Consider the following 15094-nt stretch of genomic DNA (forward strand, 5'->3'; position numbering starts at 1 on the left):
TGATACACTAGAGAAAGAACGACAAAATTGGAGGCTATGGTTACATGGAAACGTCAGCCCTTTTGAAACAGCAAATTGCGAAAGAAATAGGTTTATCACAAAAACATGTTGAAAGCGTCATCCGCCTGCTTGAGGACGGCAACACAGTTCCGTTCATTGCCAGATATCGAAAAGAGCAGACGGGTTCAATGGACGAGGTTCAGATTCAGACCATTTCTGAACGATGGCAATACATACAAAACCTGAATCAGCGAAAAGAAGAAGTGATCAGGCTAATCGCCGAGCAGGATAAACTAACAGATGAATTAAAACGCAAAATTGACCAATCCGTAAAACTTCAGGAAGTAGAAGACCTCTACCGTCCGTATAAACAAAAGCGCAAAACGAAAGCGACAGTCGCCAAAAGCAAAGGCCTTGAGCCGCTTGCTGACTATATCATGACCCTTCCGCAAGATGACCGCCTTGCAGAAACAGCAGACCAATATATCAGTGAAGAACAAGAAGTGTTCACCAGAGAAGAAGCCATTGAAGGCGCCAAGCACATTATTGCGGAACAAATCTCAGACGAACCGAATTTCAGAAAATGGATTCGCCAGGAAACCTTTAAAAAAGGAACGATCAAGTCAGCTGCCGGAAAATCAGCAGACACAGATGAAAAAAACGTGTACGAAATGTACTACGAGTATGAAGAGCCAATCGCAAAGGTCGTTCCGCACAGAGTGCTTGCCATGAACCGCGGCGAAAAAGAAGACATTTTAAAGGTGTCTATCGAACCGCCAGCAGATCACATTAAGGCTTACTTAGAAAACCAAATCATCAAAAACCGTTCAACGTCTGTAAAAGAAATCTTGCAGGAAACGATTGAAGACAGCTACAAAAGACTGATCCAGCCTGCCATTGAACGTGAAATCAGAAAAGAGCTGTCGGAAAAAGCGGATGAACAGGCGATTCATATTTTCTCTGAGAACCTCAGAAAGCTTCTCCTTCAGCCGCCGATGAAAGGCAAGACGGTTCTTGGTGTAGATCCGGCTTTCCGAACAGGCTGTAAGCTGGCAGTGTCAGATGAAACCGGGAAGGTCTTAAAAATTGATGTGATTTACCCGCATGCACCTGTCAAAAAAACGAAAGAAGCTCATGAGAAAGTGAAAACGATTCTTGAAGAGTATCAAGTGGAAATGGTGGCGATTGGAAACGGCACGGCCTCCAGGGAGACAGAGCAATTCATTGTCGATGTGCTGAAGGACACGCCGCGTGATATTTATTATGTGATTGTCAATGAAGCGGGGGCAAGCGTCTATTCGGCTTCTGAGCTTGCCAGAGAAGAATTTCCTCAGCTTCAGGTCGAGGAACGAAGTGCAGTATCCATCGCACGGAGACTTCAAGATCCGCTTGCGGAACTCGTCAAAATTGACCCGAAATCTGTAGGAGTGGGGCAGTATCAGCATGACGTCAGCCAAAAACGATTAAATGAATCCCTGCGCTTTGTCGTCGAGACAGTCGTAAACCAGGTAGGAGTAAATGTCAACACAGCTTCCGCCGCGCTGCTTCAGTATGTAGCGGGATTATCGAAGTCTGTAGCGGGCAACATCGTCAAAAAGCGGGAAGAGCTCGGAAAGTTTTCGAATCGAAAAGAATTGAAGGATATTCCAAGGCTCGGCGCGAAAACCTATGAACAATGTATCGGCTTTTTAAGAGTGCAGGAAGGGACAGAGCCTCTGGACAGAACAGGAATCCACCCGGAAAGCTATAAAGAAACAAAAACGCTTTTGAAAAAGTTCGGTCTTTCAACAGAGCAGATCGGTACGGCGGAATTGAAGGATAAAATCAACAAACTTGAGCTTTCTGAAACAGCAAAGGAACTGGGAATCGGTGAAATTACGCTGAAAGACATTTGTGAACAGCTGACAAGACCTGAACGTGATCCGCGTGATGAGGTGCCTAAGCCTCTGCTGAAAACAGACGTCCTTCAGCTGGAGGATCTGAAAGAAGGAATGGAGCTGCAGGGCACCGTGCGCAATGTAGTGGACTTCGGAGCGTTTGTTGATATCGGAGTCAAACAGGACGGGCTTGTGCACATTTCAAAACTCAGCAATCAATTCGTCAAGCATCCGCTTGATGTCGTATCCGTCGGTGACATCGTGACGGTTTGGGTTGACGGTGTCGATGTACAAAAAGGCAGAGTGTCACTGTCTATGGTAAAATAAAAGCACTGCTTACGAGCAGTGTTTTTTCCTATAGAAATACCAGCATTGATTCAGCAGTTTAATTTGGTAATTATCTTTTTCAAGGAACGCTTTTTGCATCTGCTTTTTCAGCCAGTTTGGCATAGGCTCATTCCTCCTCAGCTTTTATATAAGAGGGGCGGTGATTACCCTATTGTATGCGAACAGTGAATTGTCCCGTTCAATGTTTTTTTAGTGAGGTGCACCATGGATAACAAAGAGCTGCAAAAGCTTACAGAGGATATTTCTAACACATATTTCAAAAAGCCGTTTCGCCATCAGGCTGTTTTCAACGACAGACTCAAAACGACCGGCGGAAGATACCTGTTAACCTCTCATAACATCGAATTGAACAGAAAATATTTGATTGAGCATGGGAGGGAGGAACTGATCGGCATTATTAAGCACGAGCTCTGCCATTATCATCTTCACCTTGAAGGAAAAGGATACAAGCACAGGGACAAAGATTTCAGAGCGCTTCTCCAGCAAGTCAATGCGCCCCGCTTTTGTACGCCTCTAAAGAAAAAAATAGAAAGCAAAAAAACATATAGGTATATATGTACGGCTTGCGGCCAACAGTATATAAAGAGACGCGCTATGAATCCTGACAGATACAGATGCGGAAAATGCCGCGGGAAAATAAAAAGAATTTTTTCGTAAAAAAGGTTGACGAAACTGGCAAGCCTATGTTACATTATAAAAGTCGTCACGAGAGATAATAAAAAACATTTACCTCTTGACTCTTAATGACAAGTCTGATATAATGAATCTTGTCTCATTATTCCACAGTAGCTCAGTGGTAGAGCTATCGGCTGTTAACCGATCGGTCGCAGGTTCGAATCCTGCCTGTGGAGCCATATTTGGAGAAGTACTCAAGTGGCTGAAGAGGCGCCCCTGCTAAGGGTGTAGGTCGCGTAAGCGGCGCGAGGGTTCAAATCCCTCCTTCTCCGCCATAAGATTGCGATATAAGTTCTCAACCATCGGCCCGTTGGTCAAGCGGTTAAGACACCGCCCTTTCACGGCGGTAACACGGGTTCGAATCCCGTACGGGTCATTCCATTTTCGTTGGGCTATAGCCAAGCGGTAAGGCAACGGACTTTGACTCCGTCATGCGTTGGTTCGAATCCAGCTAGCCCAGCCATTTTTATTTTTTGAAATTAAATAGTAAGAGCCATTAGCTCAGTTGGTAGAGCATCTGACTTTTAATCAGAGGGTCGAAGGTTCGAGTCCTTCATGGCTCACCATTTGTCTTTTTGCGGGTGTGGCGGAATTGGCAGACGCGCTAGACTTAGGATCTAGTGTCTTACGACGTGGGGGTTCGAGCCCCTTCACCCGCACTTTATTTACAAAGTGCACGCAAATTGGTTTTACTAGGTTAAGAGCCTGTTAAACCAGCACAAACACAATTTCATGATCACGCGGTCGTGGCGGAATGGCAGACGCGCTAGGTTGAGGGCCTAGTGGGTGAATAACCCGTGGAGGTTCAAGTCCTCTCGGCCGCATCAATGATACCAAGGGTTGTAGGCCTTTGGTGTTTTTTTGTGCTTATTTTTAAATTGTCTACTGCCCACGAACTGCCCGCTTACCTAAAGTAATCTAGAAGGTATGTCAAGAACTGGCGAAAATGATCGTCTTGGCTTATCAAAGAAAACACCAAGCTATGAAGAAACGAAAGGTGAAGAAACTAAGTTAGAGGAGTAAACCATGTGTTTACTCCTCTTTTTTTCTGTTTATAAGAGGGACGTCGTGATCCGTATTAAGCTGTAAAAGTATATTTACGAATAGCATCAATTGATTTTATTTGCACATATATAAAAATGAGATTATGTTGAGATTTCGCAAAAAATATTTTGACTTTTCAGTGTAAAACAGATATATTTATATATGAACACATACTCATATATAAATGTTCTTTGTATCATCAGAATGCTCAATAACGGATTTGAAATAATAAATACATATGTACGAAGAAACTTTAGTTGAGGAGGAGATTTTTATGGGTCACAATCATAGCCACAATCATACTGAAGGATCCAGTAAAAAGGTTTTATTGATCTCTTTTATAATCATTACTGGTTATATGATTGTAGAAGCTATAGGTGGATTTTTAACAAATAGTTTGGCGCTTTTATCAGATGCAGGCCATATGCTAAGTGACTCAATCTCATTAATGGTTGCCCTGATTGCTTTTACATTAGCTGAAAAGAAGGCAACTCATAATAAGACATTCGGCTATAAGCGATTTGAGATTCTTGCTGCTGTGATAAACGGTGTTGCATTAATTCTTATTTCTCTTTATATCATTTATGAAGCAATCGAACGTTTCTCTAATCCACCAGAAGTAGCAACAACTGGCATGCTTACGATTAGTATTATCGGGTTGGTTGTGAATATATTAGTCGCATGGATTATGTTGAGAGGCGGAGAAACAGAGAATAATCTGAACATAAGAGGAGCTTATTTACATGTAATAAGCGATATGCTCGGCTCTGTAGGTGCCATTCTAGCTGCCATACTTATCATCTTCTTTGGGTGGGGCTGGGCAGACCCATTGGCTAGTGTCATTGTGGCTATTCTTGTTCTAAGAAGCGGTTACAATGTGACTAAAGATTCCATTCACGTATTAATGGAAGGAACTCCAGAAAATATCGATGTCACTGACATCATTCATACAATTGAAGAGACAGAAGGAATTCAAAGCATTCATGATCTACACATATGGTCTATCACAAGTGGATTAAACGCTCTTTCTTGTCACGCTGTTGTTGACGATCAACTGACGATTTCAGAAAGTGAAAATATTTTACGTAAAATTGAACATGAGCTTGAGCATAAAGGCATTACGCACGTAACCATTCAAATGGAAACCGAAGCACATAATCATGATAATGCGATCATTTGTCAGGCCACAATTGAGCAGCCGCATGACCACCATCACCATTAAAATTTTTCATCTGATTTACAATAAGGAGATAAACTAACGTTAGTCAGATTTATCTCTACTAATTATTAAGAGGCATTTTAGCTAGCGTTAGTCTATCTCTCGTATAAGTAAAATTGGTGGGGGGATTAATATGTATGACACTATAGTAATCGGAGCTGGTCAAGCAGGAATTTCAATAGGATATTATCTAAAGCAGTCCGATCAAAAGTTTATCATTTTGGATAAAAGTAATGAGGTGGGGGATAGCTGGAAAGATCGGTATGACTCATTAGTTTTATTTACATCTCGAATGTATAGCTCATTGCCTGGAATGCATCTTGAAGGAGAAAAACATAGCTTTCCTTCAAAAAATGAAATTGTTGCTTATCTAAAGAAATATGTTGATAGATTTGAAATTCCAATCCAATTACGAACAGAAGTAATAAGTGTCCTGAAATTAAAGAATCATTTCTTAATAAAAACAAATGGAGAAGAATATCAAACAAAGAATCTTGTTATTGCTTCAGGTCCTTTTCATACCCCTAATATTCCATCAATATCAAAGGATTTATCCGGTAATATTAATCAATTACACTCATCACAATATAAGAATTCAAAACAATTGGTACATGGAAATGTACTAGTAGTGGGTGGGGGGAATAGTGGTGCTCAAATAGCTGTTGAATTATCCAAAGAAAGAGTTACATATTTAGCTTGTAGTAATAAACCAGTTTATTTCCCTTTATTGATTGGAAAAAGAAGCATCTTTTGGTGGTTTGATAAATTAGGAGTTTTACATGCAAGTCATACATCAATATTAGGAAAATTCATTCAAAAGAAAGGTGATCCAATCTTTGGGTATGAATTAAAGCATGCAATAAAACAGAGGGAGATCATCTTAAAAACAAGAGTCATAGCCGGAAAGCAAAATGAAGTCATTTTTAAAGATTCATCTTCATTAGAAGTAAACAATATTATTTGGGCTACTGGTTTTCGTAATCCCCTTCATTGGATAAATATAAAAGGTGTTTTGGATAAAGAAGGTCGAATCATACATCATAGAGGTGTTTCACCTGTAGAGAGATTGTACTTTATAGGTTTGCCTTGGCAGTATAGGCGAGGTTCAGCATTGCTTCAAGGCGTAGGAAATGATGCTGAATACATTGTAAAACAAATTAACGGAGAATAAACTAAGTAGAGAGCAGTAACTCACATGTTTACTGCTCTATTCTTTGTGTGAATAAGTTTGATTAGGTTAGTGTCAAGTCGCAAAAGTATTGGTATAACCGCAAAAAATACGCAAAGGAGTAGATATAATATACCTTTTTACAAATACATATTTGTAAAATAAAGGGTGTTATGACACAACGCAATTAATATAAGTATTTGCACAATTTATGTAAGGATGGGGTAATTTTCTTAGATAAAGATAAAATTCCATACGACATAGTCACAATAAAGTTAAGTGATTGGCATACATCGAGATTGCCAAGGAAAGTAACATAGAGCATTTAATTGCAATGTCACACATGAATATTGGAATTTGTTATGATGAATTGAAAGAATATAAAAAGGCTTCACGACATTTAATCTTAGCGTTAGAAATTTTCGGAAAAATCAAAACATAGTTTCCTAACAAAGACTTTATTCACTCTAGCCTATGTTGAAGCAAAACAACAAAATTATGATGTTGTTTTGACATAATTTGGGAAAAGGGCGATTTATTGCCGATAAAAGTGATGATAAGGAATACTCAGCGAATTTCAAAATATTAGAGGGATTATTTTTTTCAGATGGCGAGATTCAGTTAATAAAGGATGCATTTTCATATCTGGCTTCGAGAAAAATGTTTGCTGATGTTGAAAATTTTTCGATTGAAGTCGCTGCTTATTTTCATGAACAAGGAAATTTAATGCTCTCTAATGAATATTATCGTATGAGTATTGAAGCAAGACGAAAAATTTAAAACGGGGAGATATTAATGAAAATCAGCCGGATTCTATTGGCAGCAGTCATGTTAAGTAGTGTGTTTTCAATAACTTATTTGCAAAGTAATCCTAGTAAAGAAGTCAAAGTGGCTGCAGATAGGGTAGGCGCATGAGGGTATTAAAAAGGCTTAATCTTTTTAAAAGGTTAAGCTTTAATGTAATCGGTGCCCAATCAGTGCCGTGAATTCATGAAAAATGTTAAAATAAATGTAAATAAGTTGCTATTTAAAATTAGAATCAATTCATGATCGTAAAAACAATAATACCTAATCGGCGAAGAAAGGATAATCAGTCAAATGAAAACATTAGTTATCGTTATACACCCTAATTTGGAAACGTCTGTTGTCAACAAAACCTGGATGAATCGTTTAAAGCAAGAGAATGACATTACGGTTCATGACCTGTACGGTGAATACCCTAATTTTATCATTGATGTAGAAAAAGAGCAGCAGCTCCTTTTAGATCATGAGCGTATCGTTTTTCAGTTCCCAATGTATTGGTACAGCAGTCCCGCGTTACTCAAACAATGGGAAGATGATGTGTTAACACATGGCTGGGCTTTTGGAACTGGAGGAACTAAATTGCAAGGGAAAGAACTACTCTTAGCTATCTCCTTAGGCGCACAGGAATCTGATTATCAAGCAGGCGGAGAATATAATATCACGATCAGCGAGCTTATCAGACCGTTTCAAGTCACTGCTAACTATATAGGAATGCGTTTTCTTCCTGCGTTTACACAATATGGGACACTTCACCTTTCAAAAGAAGATGTTAAGAACAGTGCGGAGAAATTGGTTGACTATCTTAAAGCTGAGCATTGATCCGGTATTCGCGAGGGAAGCTGAAACAAATGATGTGTTGTCAAAATAAGGGTTTGTGATAGATTTTAATCAAACTTTCAAAGTTACATCGAATTCTGAATACAGGGGAGCATAGAGCGAGGGCTTAAAATTTATTACAGCAGGGCAATGAGTACATATTTCTTGATGGAAATGTAGAGTTCCTTGGTCTCTAATAGGTGCCCAATTTTTGCCCGGAATTCATGAAAAATGATGAAAATAAGTATAAATAAATAGATGCTTTGAATAAAAGCTTTTTTAACTCATGATATGTTTTTATTAGGTTGAGGGGCTCGATTTAGATGAAGATACCAAAACGTATTGGTATCTTTTTTTGTTGTTGGATTTATTAAACCTCCTTTAAGAGTTCATGACATGGCACCAATTGCATGTTAGGAATTCAATCTATAGAGATTGAATCTTTTCTTCATGTGATAAATGGTTAATTTTAAAACTTGTTGAATCGGGATGCAAAGAGTGACAAGTCAAAGATATATAAGAAAGTTTTAAGGAGATTAGAATATTCTAATCTCCTTAAGCATCGCCATTTTTTTTGCAATTAGCATAAAATCTTTTTCACTTATCTCAAAATGTCCAAATCGAAAAGAATACCCCCAACGCTGTTCGTCTTTAATGAAAGAAAGCTTTGGGATTAATGGGCGAATCGGTGTTTCTGTGCAATGAATAAAACTTATTTTTCTCCGGAAAGGTTTGAAGTCATTTCCCATTTCAAACTGAAAAATATGATTATCTACTACTTTGCCTAAAGCAGTAAATTTTTGATGTGGTGTGCTTTCCTTAAAATTCATCTTGGGGGAGTAATAAATAATCCAATCACCAGTATTCATCTTTTTTAAAGGTGCCTCTTTGCCATGACAAAGTTGAGCAAAACCACCTTGGACAGCTCTCATTACATGATCTTTAGAAGCAACCCCAATCCAGTATTTTTTATCTTGCACTAAGTCAACACCCACAATTATCAGGTATGTTATTGCCTTGATCTGAGTTTGTGACAGGAAAGTTCATTTCTTTCCATGCTGCAATACCACCGGTCAATTCTTTGACTTTATATCCATGTTCTAATAAAAACTTAGCAACTTTGGCAGCTGTATTGCACCAGACATCCCAACAGTAAACAATAATTTCTTTATCCTGTGGTATTTCATTTAAACGAGATTGCAGTTCTTGTTCAGGGATAACATTAGCATCCTTAATTGTGACGCTCCTTACATGAGTTGGACCGTTTCTGACATCGATTAAGAAGTATTTCTCGGGACTCATTTGCTTCGCTTTTACATAATCCATAGGGCTTATCGTTGCTTCGAGACGTGCATTAAAATAATCGAGAGCATGCATATTATGTAACCTCCTGTTTTTTATAGTGACTTCCAAATTTTAATAAGAAAATCTTTAAATAATTGTCTTTCTTGTTGATTTAAAGGAGCTAATACTTCTAATTCCGTCTTCATTAAAAACTCCCAACGCGAATCCAATACATCGTTACCCTTTTCCGTAATTTTAAGGCTATAGGATCTTCTGTCATTAGGGTTTTTTGTTCTCTCAACAAATCCTAAAGTTTCGAGATGGTCGATATGACCTACCATAGTAGTCCGATCTATTTGCAGGTTTTCAGAAATATCTTTTTGTGATGAGTAAGGGTTTCCTTCGATAAACAATAGAACTCCGTATTGTCTAGCATTAATCTCATATGGGATAAGCCCTTCAGCAAATTTGCTTTCCAATCGTTGAAGAACTTTTCCGAGTAAAAAACCATAAGATTGATTCCATCTATCCAATTAAGTTTGCACCTCCTATTAATCAGTTTAACATATAATCAGTTTAACTGATTATTTTTTAGGACACAAGGTTTAAGTTCAATTTTATAAAAGTGTGCCTAACAGGAATGGTTTATTCAGTAGTAGTATTTATACATTTGGCTATTTTAATATACATGCCACCAACAACACGTTATTGCACATATAAAAAAGAAGCAACTGCTTAGGCAGGTTTCTGCTGTCTTTTAACACCATATAGTTCACCCTCATATGTAATATAATGTTGTTAAAACATATTGGGTGATTCCTTTAAGAGACGTGGCACCGAGGAGGAAATGATAGATGGTTTATTTCGCAGTATTTTTTTGTTTGGCTATTACACTGCATAATATTGAGGAAGCTATTTGGTTACCTGAATGGTCTCAACAATCTTCAAAGTTTCAAAAGCCAGTAACCTCAAATGAATTTCATTTTGCTGTCATTGTTATAACTATGTTGGCTTATTTATCTGCATTTGGTTTTTTATATATGCCAGAATCAGATATTGCAAAATGGATTTTCATTGGCTTTCTAGGTTCTATGGTTATCAATGCTATTTTTCCACATCTTATCGCAACTGTTTTAATGAAAAAGTACGCACCTGGACTCCTTACGGGCTTATTGCTTAACATTCCAATAAACGCATTAGTTATTTATCAAATGTTTGTAAAGAATTTGATTGTATGGAAGGAGTTAATAATATCTACGTTGGTTGTAGGAATTATTTTATTAGCACTAATTCCATTATTATTTAAAGTTGGTGATAAAGTATCTCCTTTATGAGTTTGAATTCATTAGAATTGAGGAAGAAGGTGAAACTTTCATCAGTGAGGAAGAAATTGGATTATTAATTAATATAGATGAAAAAAAGCAAGGTCATTCATTGTTTTGGCTCACCATTTTTAAACCATAATTGATGTAAACGTATAGAAATGATGGCAAATAAATATAAAGAGTGTAATGAAAACAAGCTTTCATAACCAATGTTATGGATTTACTCTGTTGAGGGTCTATTAGAAACCATACCAAAACATCTTGGTATGGATTTTTATATTATAATTATTCAATCCCCAAAACAACTTTATTTGGAATGGGAAGATTAATCTTTCCAACCCTTATCTTCGTCAAAATCCTCTTTACCTTTTTTAAGTTGCTGAAGAAGAAATTCAAGAAAACTATTTGCAGCAGTGGTTTTAAGTAGTGTATTTTCAATAACTTATTTGCAAAGTGATCATAGTACAGAAGTGAAAGTGGCTGCAGATAGGGTAGGGGCATAGGTTACTAAAATAATTAGAAAAAGCTTACTCTTTTTGATTAAGCTTTTTTTAAAAGGTTCTGGTTTAATGTTGGTTTACTTATAAAAAATAGAACTCCGAATATATGGAAGTTCCATTCTTATAACATTGACTTGTTCAACTAACGCACCCGTTACTTTAAGTACAACTCTTCTCAAACTTTATTCATTTTAATAAACCATATTTATTTTAAATCACGGTTATTTAGAGCTATTACGCGAAAATACGTTTTTTAATGCACTTATTATTCCAGGCACAAGAAAGAAGACGCCAAAAAAGACAGTAAGTAAATTTAATTGTGGTGTTTCATAAAAAGTAAACCAGTCTATAAAAATTGAGGATTCCGTAATTCTCCCAAATATTGTTCCATCAATCTCTCTATAATTAGGTAACCATCCTGTTGTTTCAAATGTAATAAAAATTATCTGTGACAATAAAAATACACCAATTTGAGAAACCCAATATTTTTTAAAAAATGGAACACTTTTTTGCTTTTCAGCCAACTAATATTCCTCCCTGCATTAGATACCATTTTATATTGATATACGGAAAATTAAAGAATAAGTTTCAAAATCTAATGTTGATGGATTCTAACACTTGAAACCAAGCTAGATAATTGTTCAGATATTGAAGAAAGTTGATGCGGAGAGATACCTGCATACACAGCAAGAATGGGAGCAATATTAAAGTTAGAATTATTTTTTTACGACAGGGCAATGAGTGACATATCACTCGATGAAATGTAGAGTTCCGTTGGTCTCTAATAGGTGACTCATTTGTGCCCAGAATTCAAAAAAAATGATGAAAATTGGTGTAAATAAAATAAACAGATGCTTTGATTAAAAGCTTTTGTAACCCAAGATACGTTCTTACTAGGTTGAGGGTCAATCTAAGGTATATCCATATCCTTCATGGTTATCCCAAAGAATAACTGGATACTCTCCATCTACCATTCTGTTTGTATCAAGACAATAAGAAAATTCATTTATATACTCAATAACAACAAGACCTGGTATAAAATTGTAAAACGTTCTGTATTCTATTGTTTGCTCTACAACTTCAGCGCCTTCAAAGTCATAACCAAGAATCATTGTTCCGTATGCGCCACCAAAACCGTGTTCTTATAAAAACATAAATTACACCAGATCGAACCTAACGAAATCATGAATTTCATCAGGTTCTTTATGCGATCAGGTTCATATTAAATCAAAGTAATTTAGGTAAACGTAAAGGTATATTATATTTTTGTATAAGTTTACTTTACTTTTATATAATATGAGTTTATAATTTGGCTCAAGAGGTGATGGTCATGAAGAAAGATTTTGGTGATTCGATCTCAAATAAGGTTTATGAATATCGTGTACTTGCCAGATTGTCTCAGCAAGAATTAGCAAAGAAAGTCGGGGTTTCCAAACAAACCATCTTTGTAATGGAAAAAGGAAATTATGTTCCGACTCTGCTGTTAGCTTTTCGAATTGCCGAATTTTTTAATGTGGATGTAAACGAGATTTTTACTTATGAGAAAGGAAATGATCAAAAATGAAAATGATTTCGATCTCAGATACGATCACTAACGCAATTTTTCACCCTTTAAAGTCCTGGGCTGAACATTCTCCGGGAAATTGGAATATTCTTATTGGCAGCGGGTTTGTATTGCTCGTAGTTGGATTGATTCTGACAATCGTATTTCATAAAAAAATGGGTAAGACTGATGAGAGAACAAATCAAATAGCATTAAAAAGTTGCCTCTATATGTTATGTGCACTAATTTTGTGCGACACGATTTTCCCGAAAGATTATATGTGGCAAGTTTTCTTCTTATTTAAGTATTCTATTGCATTCCTCGCTTCAGCAATCTATCTAGCCGTTCGATATAAAAAAGATTTTTTGTAAATTCAATTACCGAGAAAGATAGTGTCTCTGTAGTTTTAATTGTTTTAGGAGAGCTAACGAATATGAAATCATTTTATAATGAGATTTGGAGAGTGGGAAAGTAAGGGGTTTTTTTGCTCACCAATTATTAACCACAATTCATACAAACCGTTAGAAGTGATGTAAAGTGGAGTTAGAAAGTGTAATGAAAACAAGCGCTCATAATCAATGATATGGATTTACTATGTTGACGGCCTAGTGGGTGAATAACCGGTGGAGGTTCAATCCTCTCGACCGCATCAATGATACCAAGGGTTTAACCATCTTTGGAATTATTTTTTTTCGGGAAATACAGCAATAAATGTACCGCATTGTGGAGTCTGCAAGTGTATCTGGCATTAAAAAAGTGCTGACCCCTGCACAAAACCTTTGCGCGAGTCTGCACTTTTATTCTGCAAGATACACTGCCCCTTATCATCGATTATGGGGAGTTTATTTAATCCGTTCTTAGCCGCGCTGATGCTTGGCTTTTAGAAGCTTTTTTTAAGTGGCTAAAACCAACAAATTTTTTGCCTTCTTCATCCCATAGGCGGAACTTTAACGACTTAAGACTTGTTGCCAGTGTGATGGTCGGAACGTTTTGCAATGGTTCAGTGCTGTTATGTACTTCTTCAAGCTTATAGTTTGGGACTCTCGGGCTTAAATGATGAACATGATGGAAACCGATATTGCCTGTTAGCCATTGCATGATTTTGGGAAGCTTATAAAACGAGCTTCCTTCCACTGCTGCTTTTACATATTCCCAATGCTTATCTTCTTCAAAATAAGAATCCTCAAACGTATGCTGAATATAAAACATCCAAATTCCGAGGGATCCCGATACCATAAAAATTGGCGCTTGAACCAGCAGGAAGTTTTGCCAGCCGATAGCCCAACATAAAAGTGCTGCCAAAACGACGATCCCCAGGTTTGTTACATATGTATTCATCCGCTCTTTGCGTTTTGCCCCTTTACGATTAAAACGATTGGTAATCCCGAAGACGTAAATCGGCCCAATAACAAACATAACAAACGGATTTCTGTACAAACGGTACATTATTTTTGTCTTAGCTGAGGCTTCCTTATATTCCTCAACAGTCAGTACCCAAATATCGCCTGTACCCCGTTTGTCCAGGTTGCTGCTAGTCGCATGATGGACAGAATGGTCGTGTGCCCAATGATCAAAAGGATGCAGAGTCAGAATTCCTGTTATTGTTCCAAGGATTCGATTCGCCTTTCTGCTCTTAAAAAAGGAATAGTGGCAGCAATCATGAAAGATGATGAAGGTTCTCACTAAAAAACCCGCCGCAACGACAGAAATCGCTAATGTAAGGAAATAAGAAATCGACAAGCTCTTATATGCCAAACACCATAATAGGAAAAATGGTACCAATGTGTTAATGATTTGACATATACTTTTTTGTAAATCGGACTTTTCGTAAGGGGTAACCAGTTTTCTCAAAGTCCTTAGGTTTTCTTTATTCATTTATTAAAATTTCCCCTTCCCTAATGTTCTTAAGCTCAGTATAGAAAATGTTTTATGCTCTTTGAAGTCCCAGCTGTCATACATCATATATGATAAGTATCATGGTTTTGTTATAAATTCCCAGTCAGCTAAGGATCCTGCTCAAAAGCTGTTAAATGAATCGAAATGTGAAACTGATTTCCAGCTTAATTAAATCTTTATTAACAGAGACAGCCTGGAAACAAAAGTTGTATAAAGATTATACCCATCTCTTTATCGGACCAAACTCTATCCCTGCTCCCCCATGGGAATCGGTTTATTTAGACCGTGAACCTTGAGTGAGGAACAAACCTTACAAGTGTAAATATGGATTGAATTCTGAGTGTCAAAATAAAGTAAGCTGGAAGACCTTGAATTTCCTAGTTGCTTAATTAAAAAGGCTTTGGAAAGTGGTAATGAAGAAAAGGAAGATAATTTGAGATCAAGTTTTATTTTTTTATGAGCATATTGGCAAATGGGATATACAATGAGTAACGTTTGCAAACATTTGCAGAAATAAAGCTTTACCAGTGAACAGCGCTGTTTTTAGCACTTGAACCAGAATCAGCTGAGCTTTGTAAAGAAATCTTTAACAATC

Annotated in this window: 17 protein-coding genes, 7 tRNA genes and 3 pseudogenes; 20 read left to right on the top strand and 7 right to left on the bottom strand. The window is 37.1% G+C overall.

Annotated features, from left to right (window positions below):
• Positions 1–44 precede the first annotated feature (44 nt).
• Positions 45–2204, top strand: coding sequence for a Tex family protein (locus tag AU387_RS01665; RefSeq protein WP_059334536.1), 2160 nt, complete (start codon positions 45–47; stop codon positions 2202–2204).
• A gap of 9 nt (positions 2205–2213) precedes the next feature.
• On the opposite strand, the gene cmpA is transcribed toward AU387_RS01665, so the two are convergent.
• The gene (gene cmpA / locus AU387_RS20290; protein WP_003225207.1) at positions 2214–2327 is read right to left on the bottom strand and encodes a cortex morphogenetic protein CmpA; all 114 of its coding nucleotides are present in this window, start codon (positions 2325–2327) and stop codon (positions 2214–2216) included.
• 102 nt (positions 2328–2429) lie between these two features.
• Between cmpA and AU387_RS01670 the strand changes: the two genes are divergently transcribed.
• The 14 genes and pseudogenes from AU387_RS01670 (at position 2430) to AU387_RS01725 (ending at position 7954) form a co-directional block, all read left to right on the top strand.
• The gene (locus tag AU387_RS01670; protein WP_059334538.1) at positions 2430–2882 is read left to right on the top strand and encodes a SprT family protein; all 453 of its coding nucleotides are present in this window, start codon (positions 2430–2432) and stop codon (positions 2880–2882) included.
• Positions 2883–3004: 122 nt separating this feature from the next.
• Positions 3005–3079 (top strand) — tRNA-Asn (locus AU387_RS01675).
• Positions 3080–3084: 5 nt separating this feature from the next.
• Positions 3085–3175 (top strand) — tRNA-Ser (locus AU387_RS01680).
• 29 nt (positions 3176–3204) lie between these two features.
• Positions 3205–3276: transfer RNA gene (locus tag AU387_RS01685), tRNA-Glu, on the top strand.
• 12 nt (positions 3277–3288) lie between these two features.
• A tRNA-Gln gene (locus AU387_RS01690) sits at positions 3289–3363 on the top strand.
• A 27-nt stretch (positions 3364–3390) separates the two neighbouring features.
• A tRNA-Lys gene (locus AU387_RS01695) sits at positions 3391–3466 on the top strand.
• Positions 3467–3477: 11 nt separating this feature from the next.
• A tRNA-Leu gene (locus AU387_RS01700) sits at positions 3478–3559 on the top strand.
• An 81-nt stretch (positions 3560–3640) separates the two neighbouring features.
• Positions 3641–3724 (top strand) — tRNA-Leu (locus AU387_RS01705).
• Between the two features lie 103 nt (positions 3725–3827).
• Positions 3828–3923 (top strand): annotated as a pseudogene (locus AU387_RS21870) (lipoprotein); the annotation flags it as partial.
• Positions 3924–4218: 295 nt separating this feature from the next.
• Complete coding sequence (locus AU387_RS01710; RefSeq protein ID WP_059334540.1) at positions 4219–5166, top strand: cation diffusion facilitator family transporter; 948 nt, start codon at positions 4219–4221, stop codon at positions 5164–5166.
• A gap of 130 nt (positions 5167–5296) precedes the next feature.
• Positions 5297–6334, top strand: coding sequence for a flavin-containing monooxygenase (locus tag AU387_RS01715; protein WP_059291904.1), 1038 nt, complete (start codon positions 5297–5299; stop codon positions 6332–6334).
• A gap of 280 nt (positions 6335–6614) precedes the next feature.
• Positions 6615–7170: pseudogene (locus AU387_RS01720) on the top strand (tetratricopeptide repeat protein); the annotation flags it as partial.
• The gene (locus AU387_RS20295) at positions 7127–7246 is read left to right on the top strand and encodes a phosphatase (RefSeq protein WP_069487534.1); all 120 of its coding nucleotides are present in this window, start codon (positions 7127–7129) and stop codon (positions 7244–7246) included. The pseudogene AU387_RS01720 and the gene AU387_RS20295, both read left to right, overlap by 44 nt.
• 183 nt (positions 7247–7429) lie before the next feature.
• The gene (locus AU387_RS01725) at positions 7430–7954 is read left to right on the top strand and encodes an NAD(P)H-dependent oxidoreductase (protein WP_059334541.1); all 525 of its coding nucleotides are present in this window, start codon (positions 7430–7432) and stop codon (positions 7952–7954) included.
• 533 nt (positions 7955–8487) lie between these two features.
• On the opposite strand, the gene AU387_RS01730 is transcribed toward AU387_RS01725, so the two are convergent.
• Genes AU387_RS01730 through AU387_RS01740 form a run of 3 tightly spaced genes read right to left on the bottom strand, consistent with a single transcriptional unit; the run spans position 8488 to position 9768 of the window.
• On the bottom strand, positions 8488–8931 hold the full coding sequence (locus AU387_RS01730) for an EVE domain-containing protein (protein ID WP_059334543.1): 444 nt from the start codon (positions 8929–8931) through the stop codon (positions 8488–8490).
• Positions 8932–8935: 4 nt separating this feature from the next.
• Entirely contained in the window at positions 8936–9328 is a 393-nt protein-coding gene (locus AU387_RS01735; protein ID WP_044161693.1) for a rhodanese-like domain-containing protein, read from the bottom strand.
• Positions 9329–9348: 20 nt separating this feature from the next.
• The gene (locus AU387_RS01740; protein ID WP_044161692.1) at positions 9349–9768 is read right to left on the bottom strand and encodes a MarR family winged helix-turn-helix transcriptional regulator; all 420 of its coding nucleotides are present in this window, start codon (positions 9766–9768) and stop codon (positions 9349–9351) included.
• Between the two features lie 321 nt (positions 9769–10089).
• Here AU387_RS01740 and AU387_RS01745 point away from each other — a divergent pair, with 321 nt between their 5' ends.
• Together AU387_RS01745 and AU387_RS20945 are read left to right on the top strand one after the other, a co-directional pair.
• Positions 10090–10569: an HXXEE domain-containing protein gene (locus AU387_RS01745; protein WP_059334545.1), complete on the top strand. Its 480-nt coding sequence runs from the start codon at positions 10090–10092 to the stop codon at positions 10567–10569.
• A gap of 404 nt (positions 10570–10973) precedes the next feature.
• Entirely contained in the window at positions 10974–11063 is a 90-nt protein-coding gene (locus AU387_RS20945) for a phosphatase (protein ID WP_082687808.1), read from the top strand.
• A gap of 218 nt (positions 11064–11281) precedes the next feature.
• On the opposite strand, the gene AU387_RS01750 is transcribed toward AU387_RS20945, so the two are convergent.
• Both AU387_RS01750 and AU387_RS01755 read right to left on the bottom strand, forming a co-directional pair.
• Positions 11282–11584 carry a YfzA family protein gene (locus AU387_RS01750; protein WP_059291894.1) on the bottom strand — a complete coding sequence of 101 codons (303 nt, stop codon included), beginning with the start codon at positions 11582–11584 and terminating at the stop codon, positions 11282–11284.
• Between the two features lie 396 nt (positions 11585–11980).
• Positions 11981–12202 (bottom strand): annotated as a pseudogene (locus tag AU387_RS01755) (SMI1/KNR4 family protein); the annotation flags it as partial.
• 188 nt (positions 12203–12390) lie between these two features.
• Between AU387_RS01755 and AU387_RS01760 the strand changes: the two are divergent.
• Positions 12391–12624 carry a helix-turn-helix transcriptional regulator gene (locus AU387_RS01760; protein ID WP_003240464.1) on the top strand — a complete coding sequence of 78 codons (234 nt, stop codon included), beginning with the start codon at positions 12391–12393 and terminating at the stop codon, positions 12622–12624.
• Positions 12621–12974 (top strand): hypothetical protein, encoded by a 354-nt coding sequence (locus AU387_RS21875; RefSeq protein WP_059334547.1) that lies wholly within the window; start codon positions 12621–12623, stop codon positions 12972–12974. Before AU387_RS01760 ends, AU387_RS21875 begins: the two co-directional genes overlap by 4 nt.
• A gap of 475 nt (positions 12975–13449) precedes the next feature.
• Here the strand turns inward: AU387_RS21875 and desA are convergent, their stop codons facing one another.
• Positions 13450–14478, bottom strand: a complete 1029-nt coding sequence (gene desA, locus AU387_RS01770) for a Delta(5) desaturase DesA (RefSeq protein WP_044161685.1) — start codon at positions 14476–14478, stop codon at positions 13450–13452.
• Positions 14479–14633: 155 nt separating this feature from the next.
• On the opposite strand from desA, the gene AU387_RS22335 reads away from it, so the two are divergent.
• Positions 14634–14795 carry a molecular chaperone TorD family protein gene (locus AU387_RS22335; RefSeq protein WP_082687809.1) on the top strand — a complete coding sequence of 54 codons (162 nt, stop codon included), beginning with the start codon at positions 14634–14636 and terminating at the stop codon, positions 14793–14795.
• The last annotated feature ends 299 nt before the right edge of the window (positions 14796–15094 follow it).

Origin of the sequence: Bacillus halotolerans (genome assembly GCF_001517105.1) — a bacterium.
Lineage (GTDB): Bacteria > Bacillota > Bacilli > Bacillales > Bacillaceae > Bacillus > Bacillus halotolerans.

What these genes read in the sequence shown, in the direction of transcription:
- AU387_RS01665 (WP_059334536.1), top strand. Translation starts at nt 45, where the DNA reads ATGGAAACGTCAGCCCTTTTGAAACAGCAAATTGCGAAAGAAATAGGT.
- cmpA (WP_003225207.1), bottom strand. Translation starts at nt 2,327, where the DNA reads ATGCCAAACTGGCTGAAAAAGCAGATGCAAAAAGCGTTCCTTGAAAAA.
- AU387_RS01670 (WP_059334538.1), top strand. Translation starts at nt 2,430, where the DNA reads ATGGATAACAAAGAGCTGCAAAAGCTTACAGAGGATATTTCTAACACA.
- AU387_RS01710 (WP_059334540.1), top strand. Translation starts at nt 4,219, where the DNA reads ATGGGTCACAATCATAGCCACAATCATACTGAAGGATCCAGTAAAAAG.
- AU387_RS01715 (WP_059291904.1), top strand. Translation starts at nt 5,297, where the DNA reads ATGTATGACACTATAGTAATCGGAGCTGGTCAAGCAGGAATTTCAATA.
- AU387_RS20295 (WP_069487534.1), top strand. Translation starts at nt 7,127, where the DNA reads ATGAAAATCAGCCGGATTCTATTGGCAGCAGTCATGTTAAGTAGTGTG.
- AU387_RS01725 (WP_059334541.1), top strand. Translation starts at nt 7,430, where the DNA reads ATGAAAACATTAGTTATCGTTATACACCCTAATTTGGAAACGTCTGTT.
- AU387_RS01735 (WP_044161693.1), bottom strand. Translation starts at nt 9,328, where the DNA reads ATGCATGCTCTCGATTATTTTAATGCACGTCTCGAAGCAACGATAAGC.
- AU387_RS01745 (WP_059334545.1), top strand. Translation starts at nt 10,090, where the DNA reads ATGGTTTATTTCGCAGTATTTTTTTGTTTGGCTATTACACTGCATAAT.
- AU387_RS01760 (WP_003240464.1), top strand. Translation starts at nt 12,391, where the DNA reads ATGAAGAAAGATTTTGGTGATTCGATCTCAAATAAGGTTTATGAATAT.
- AU387_RS21875 (WP_059334547.1), top strand. Translation starts at nt 12,621, where the DNA reads ATGAAAATGATTTCGATCTCAGATACGATCACTAACGCAATTTTTCAC.
- desA (WP_044161685.1), bottom strand. Translation starts at nt 14,478, where the DNA reads ATGAATAAAGAAAACCTAAGGACTTTGAGAAAACTGGTTACCCCTTAC.
- AU387_RS22335 (WP_082687809.1), top strand. Translation starts at nt 14,634, where the DNA reads ATGAATCGAAATGTGAAACTGATTTCCAGCTTAATTAAATCTTTATTA.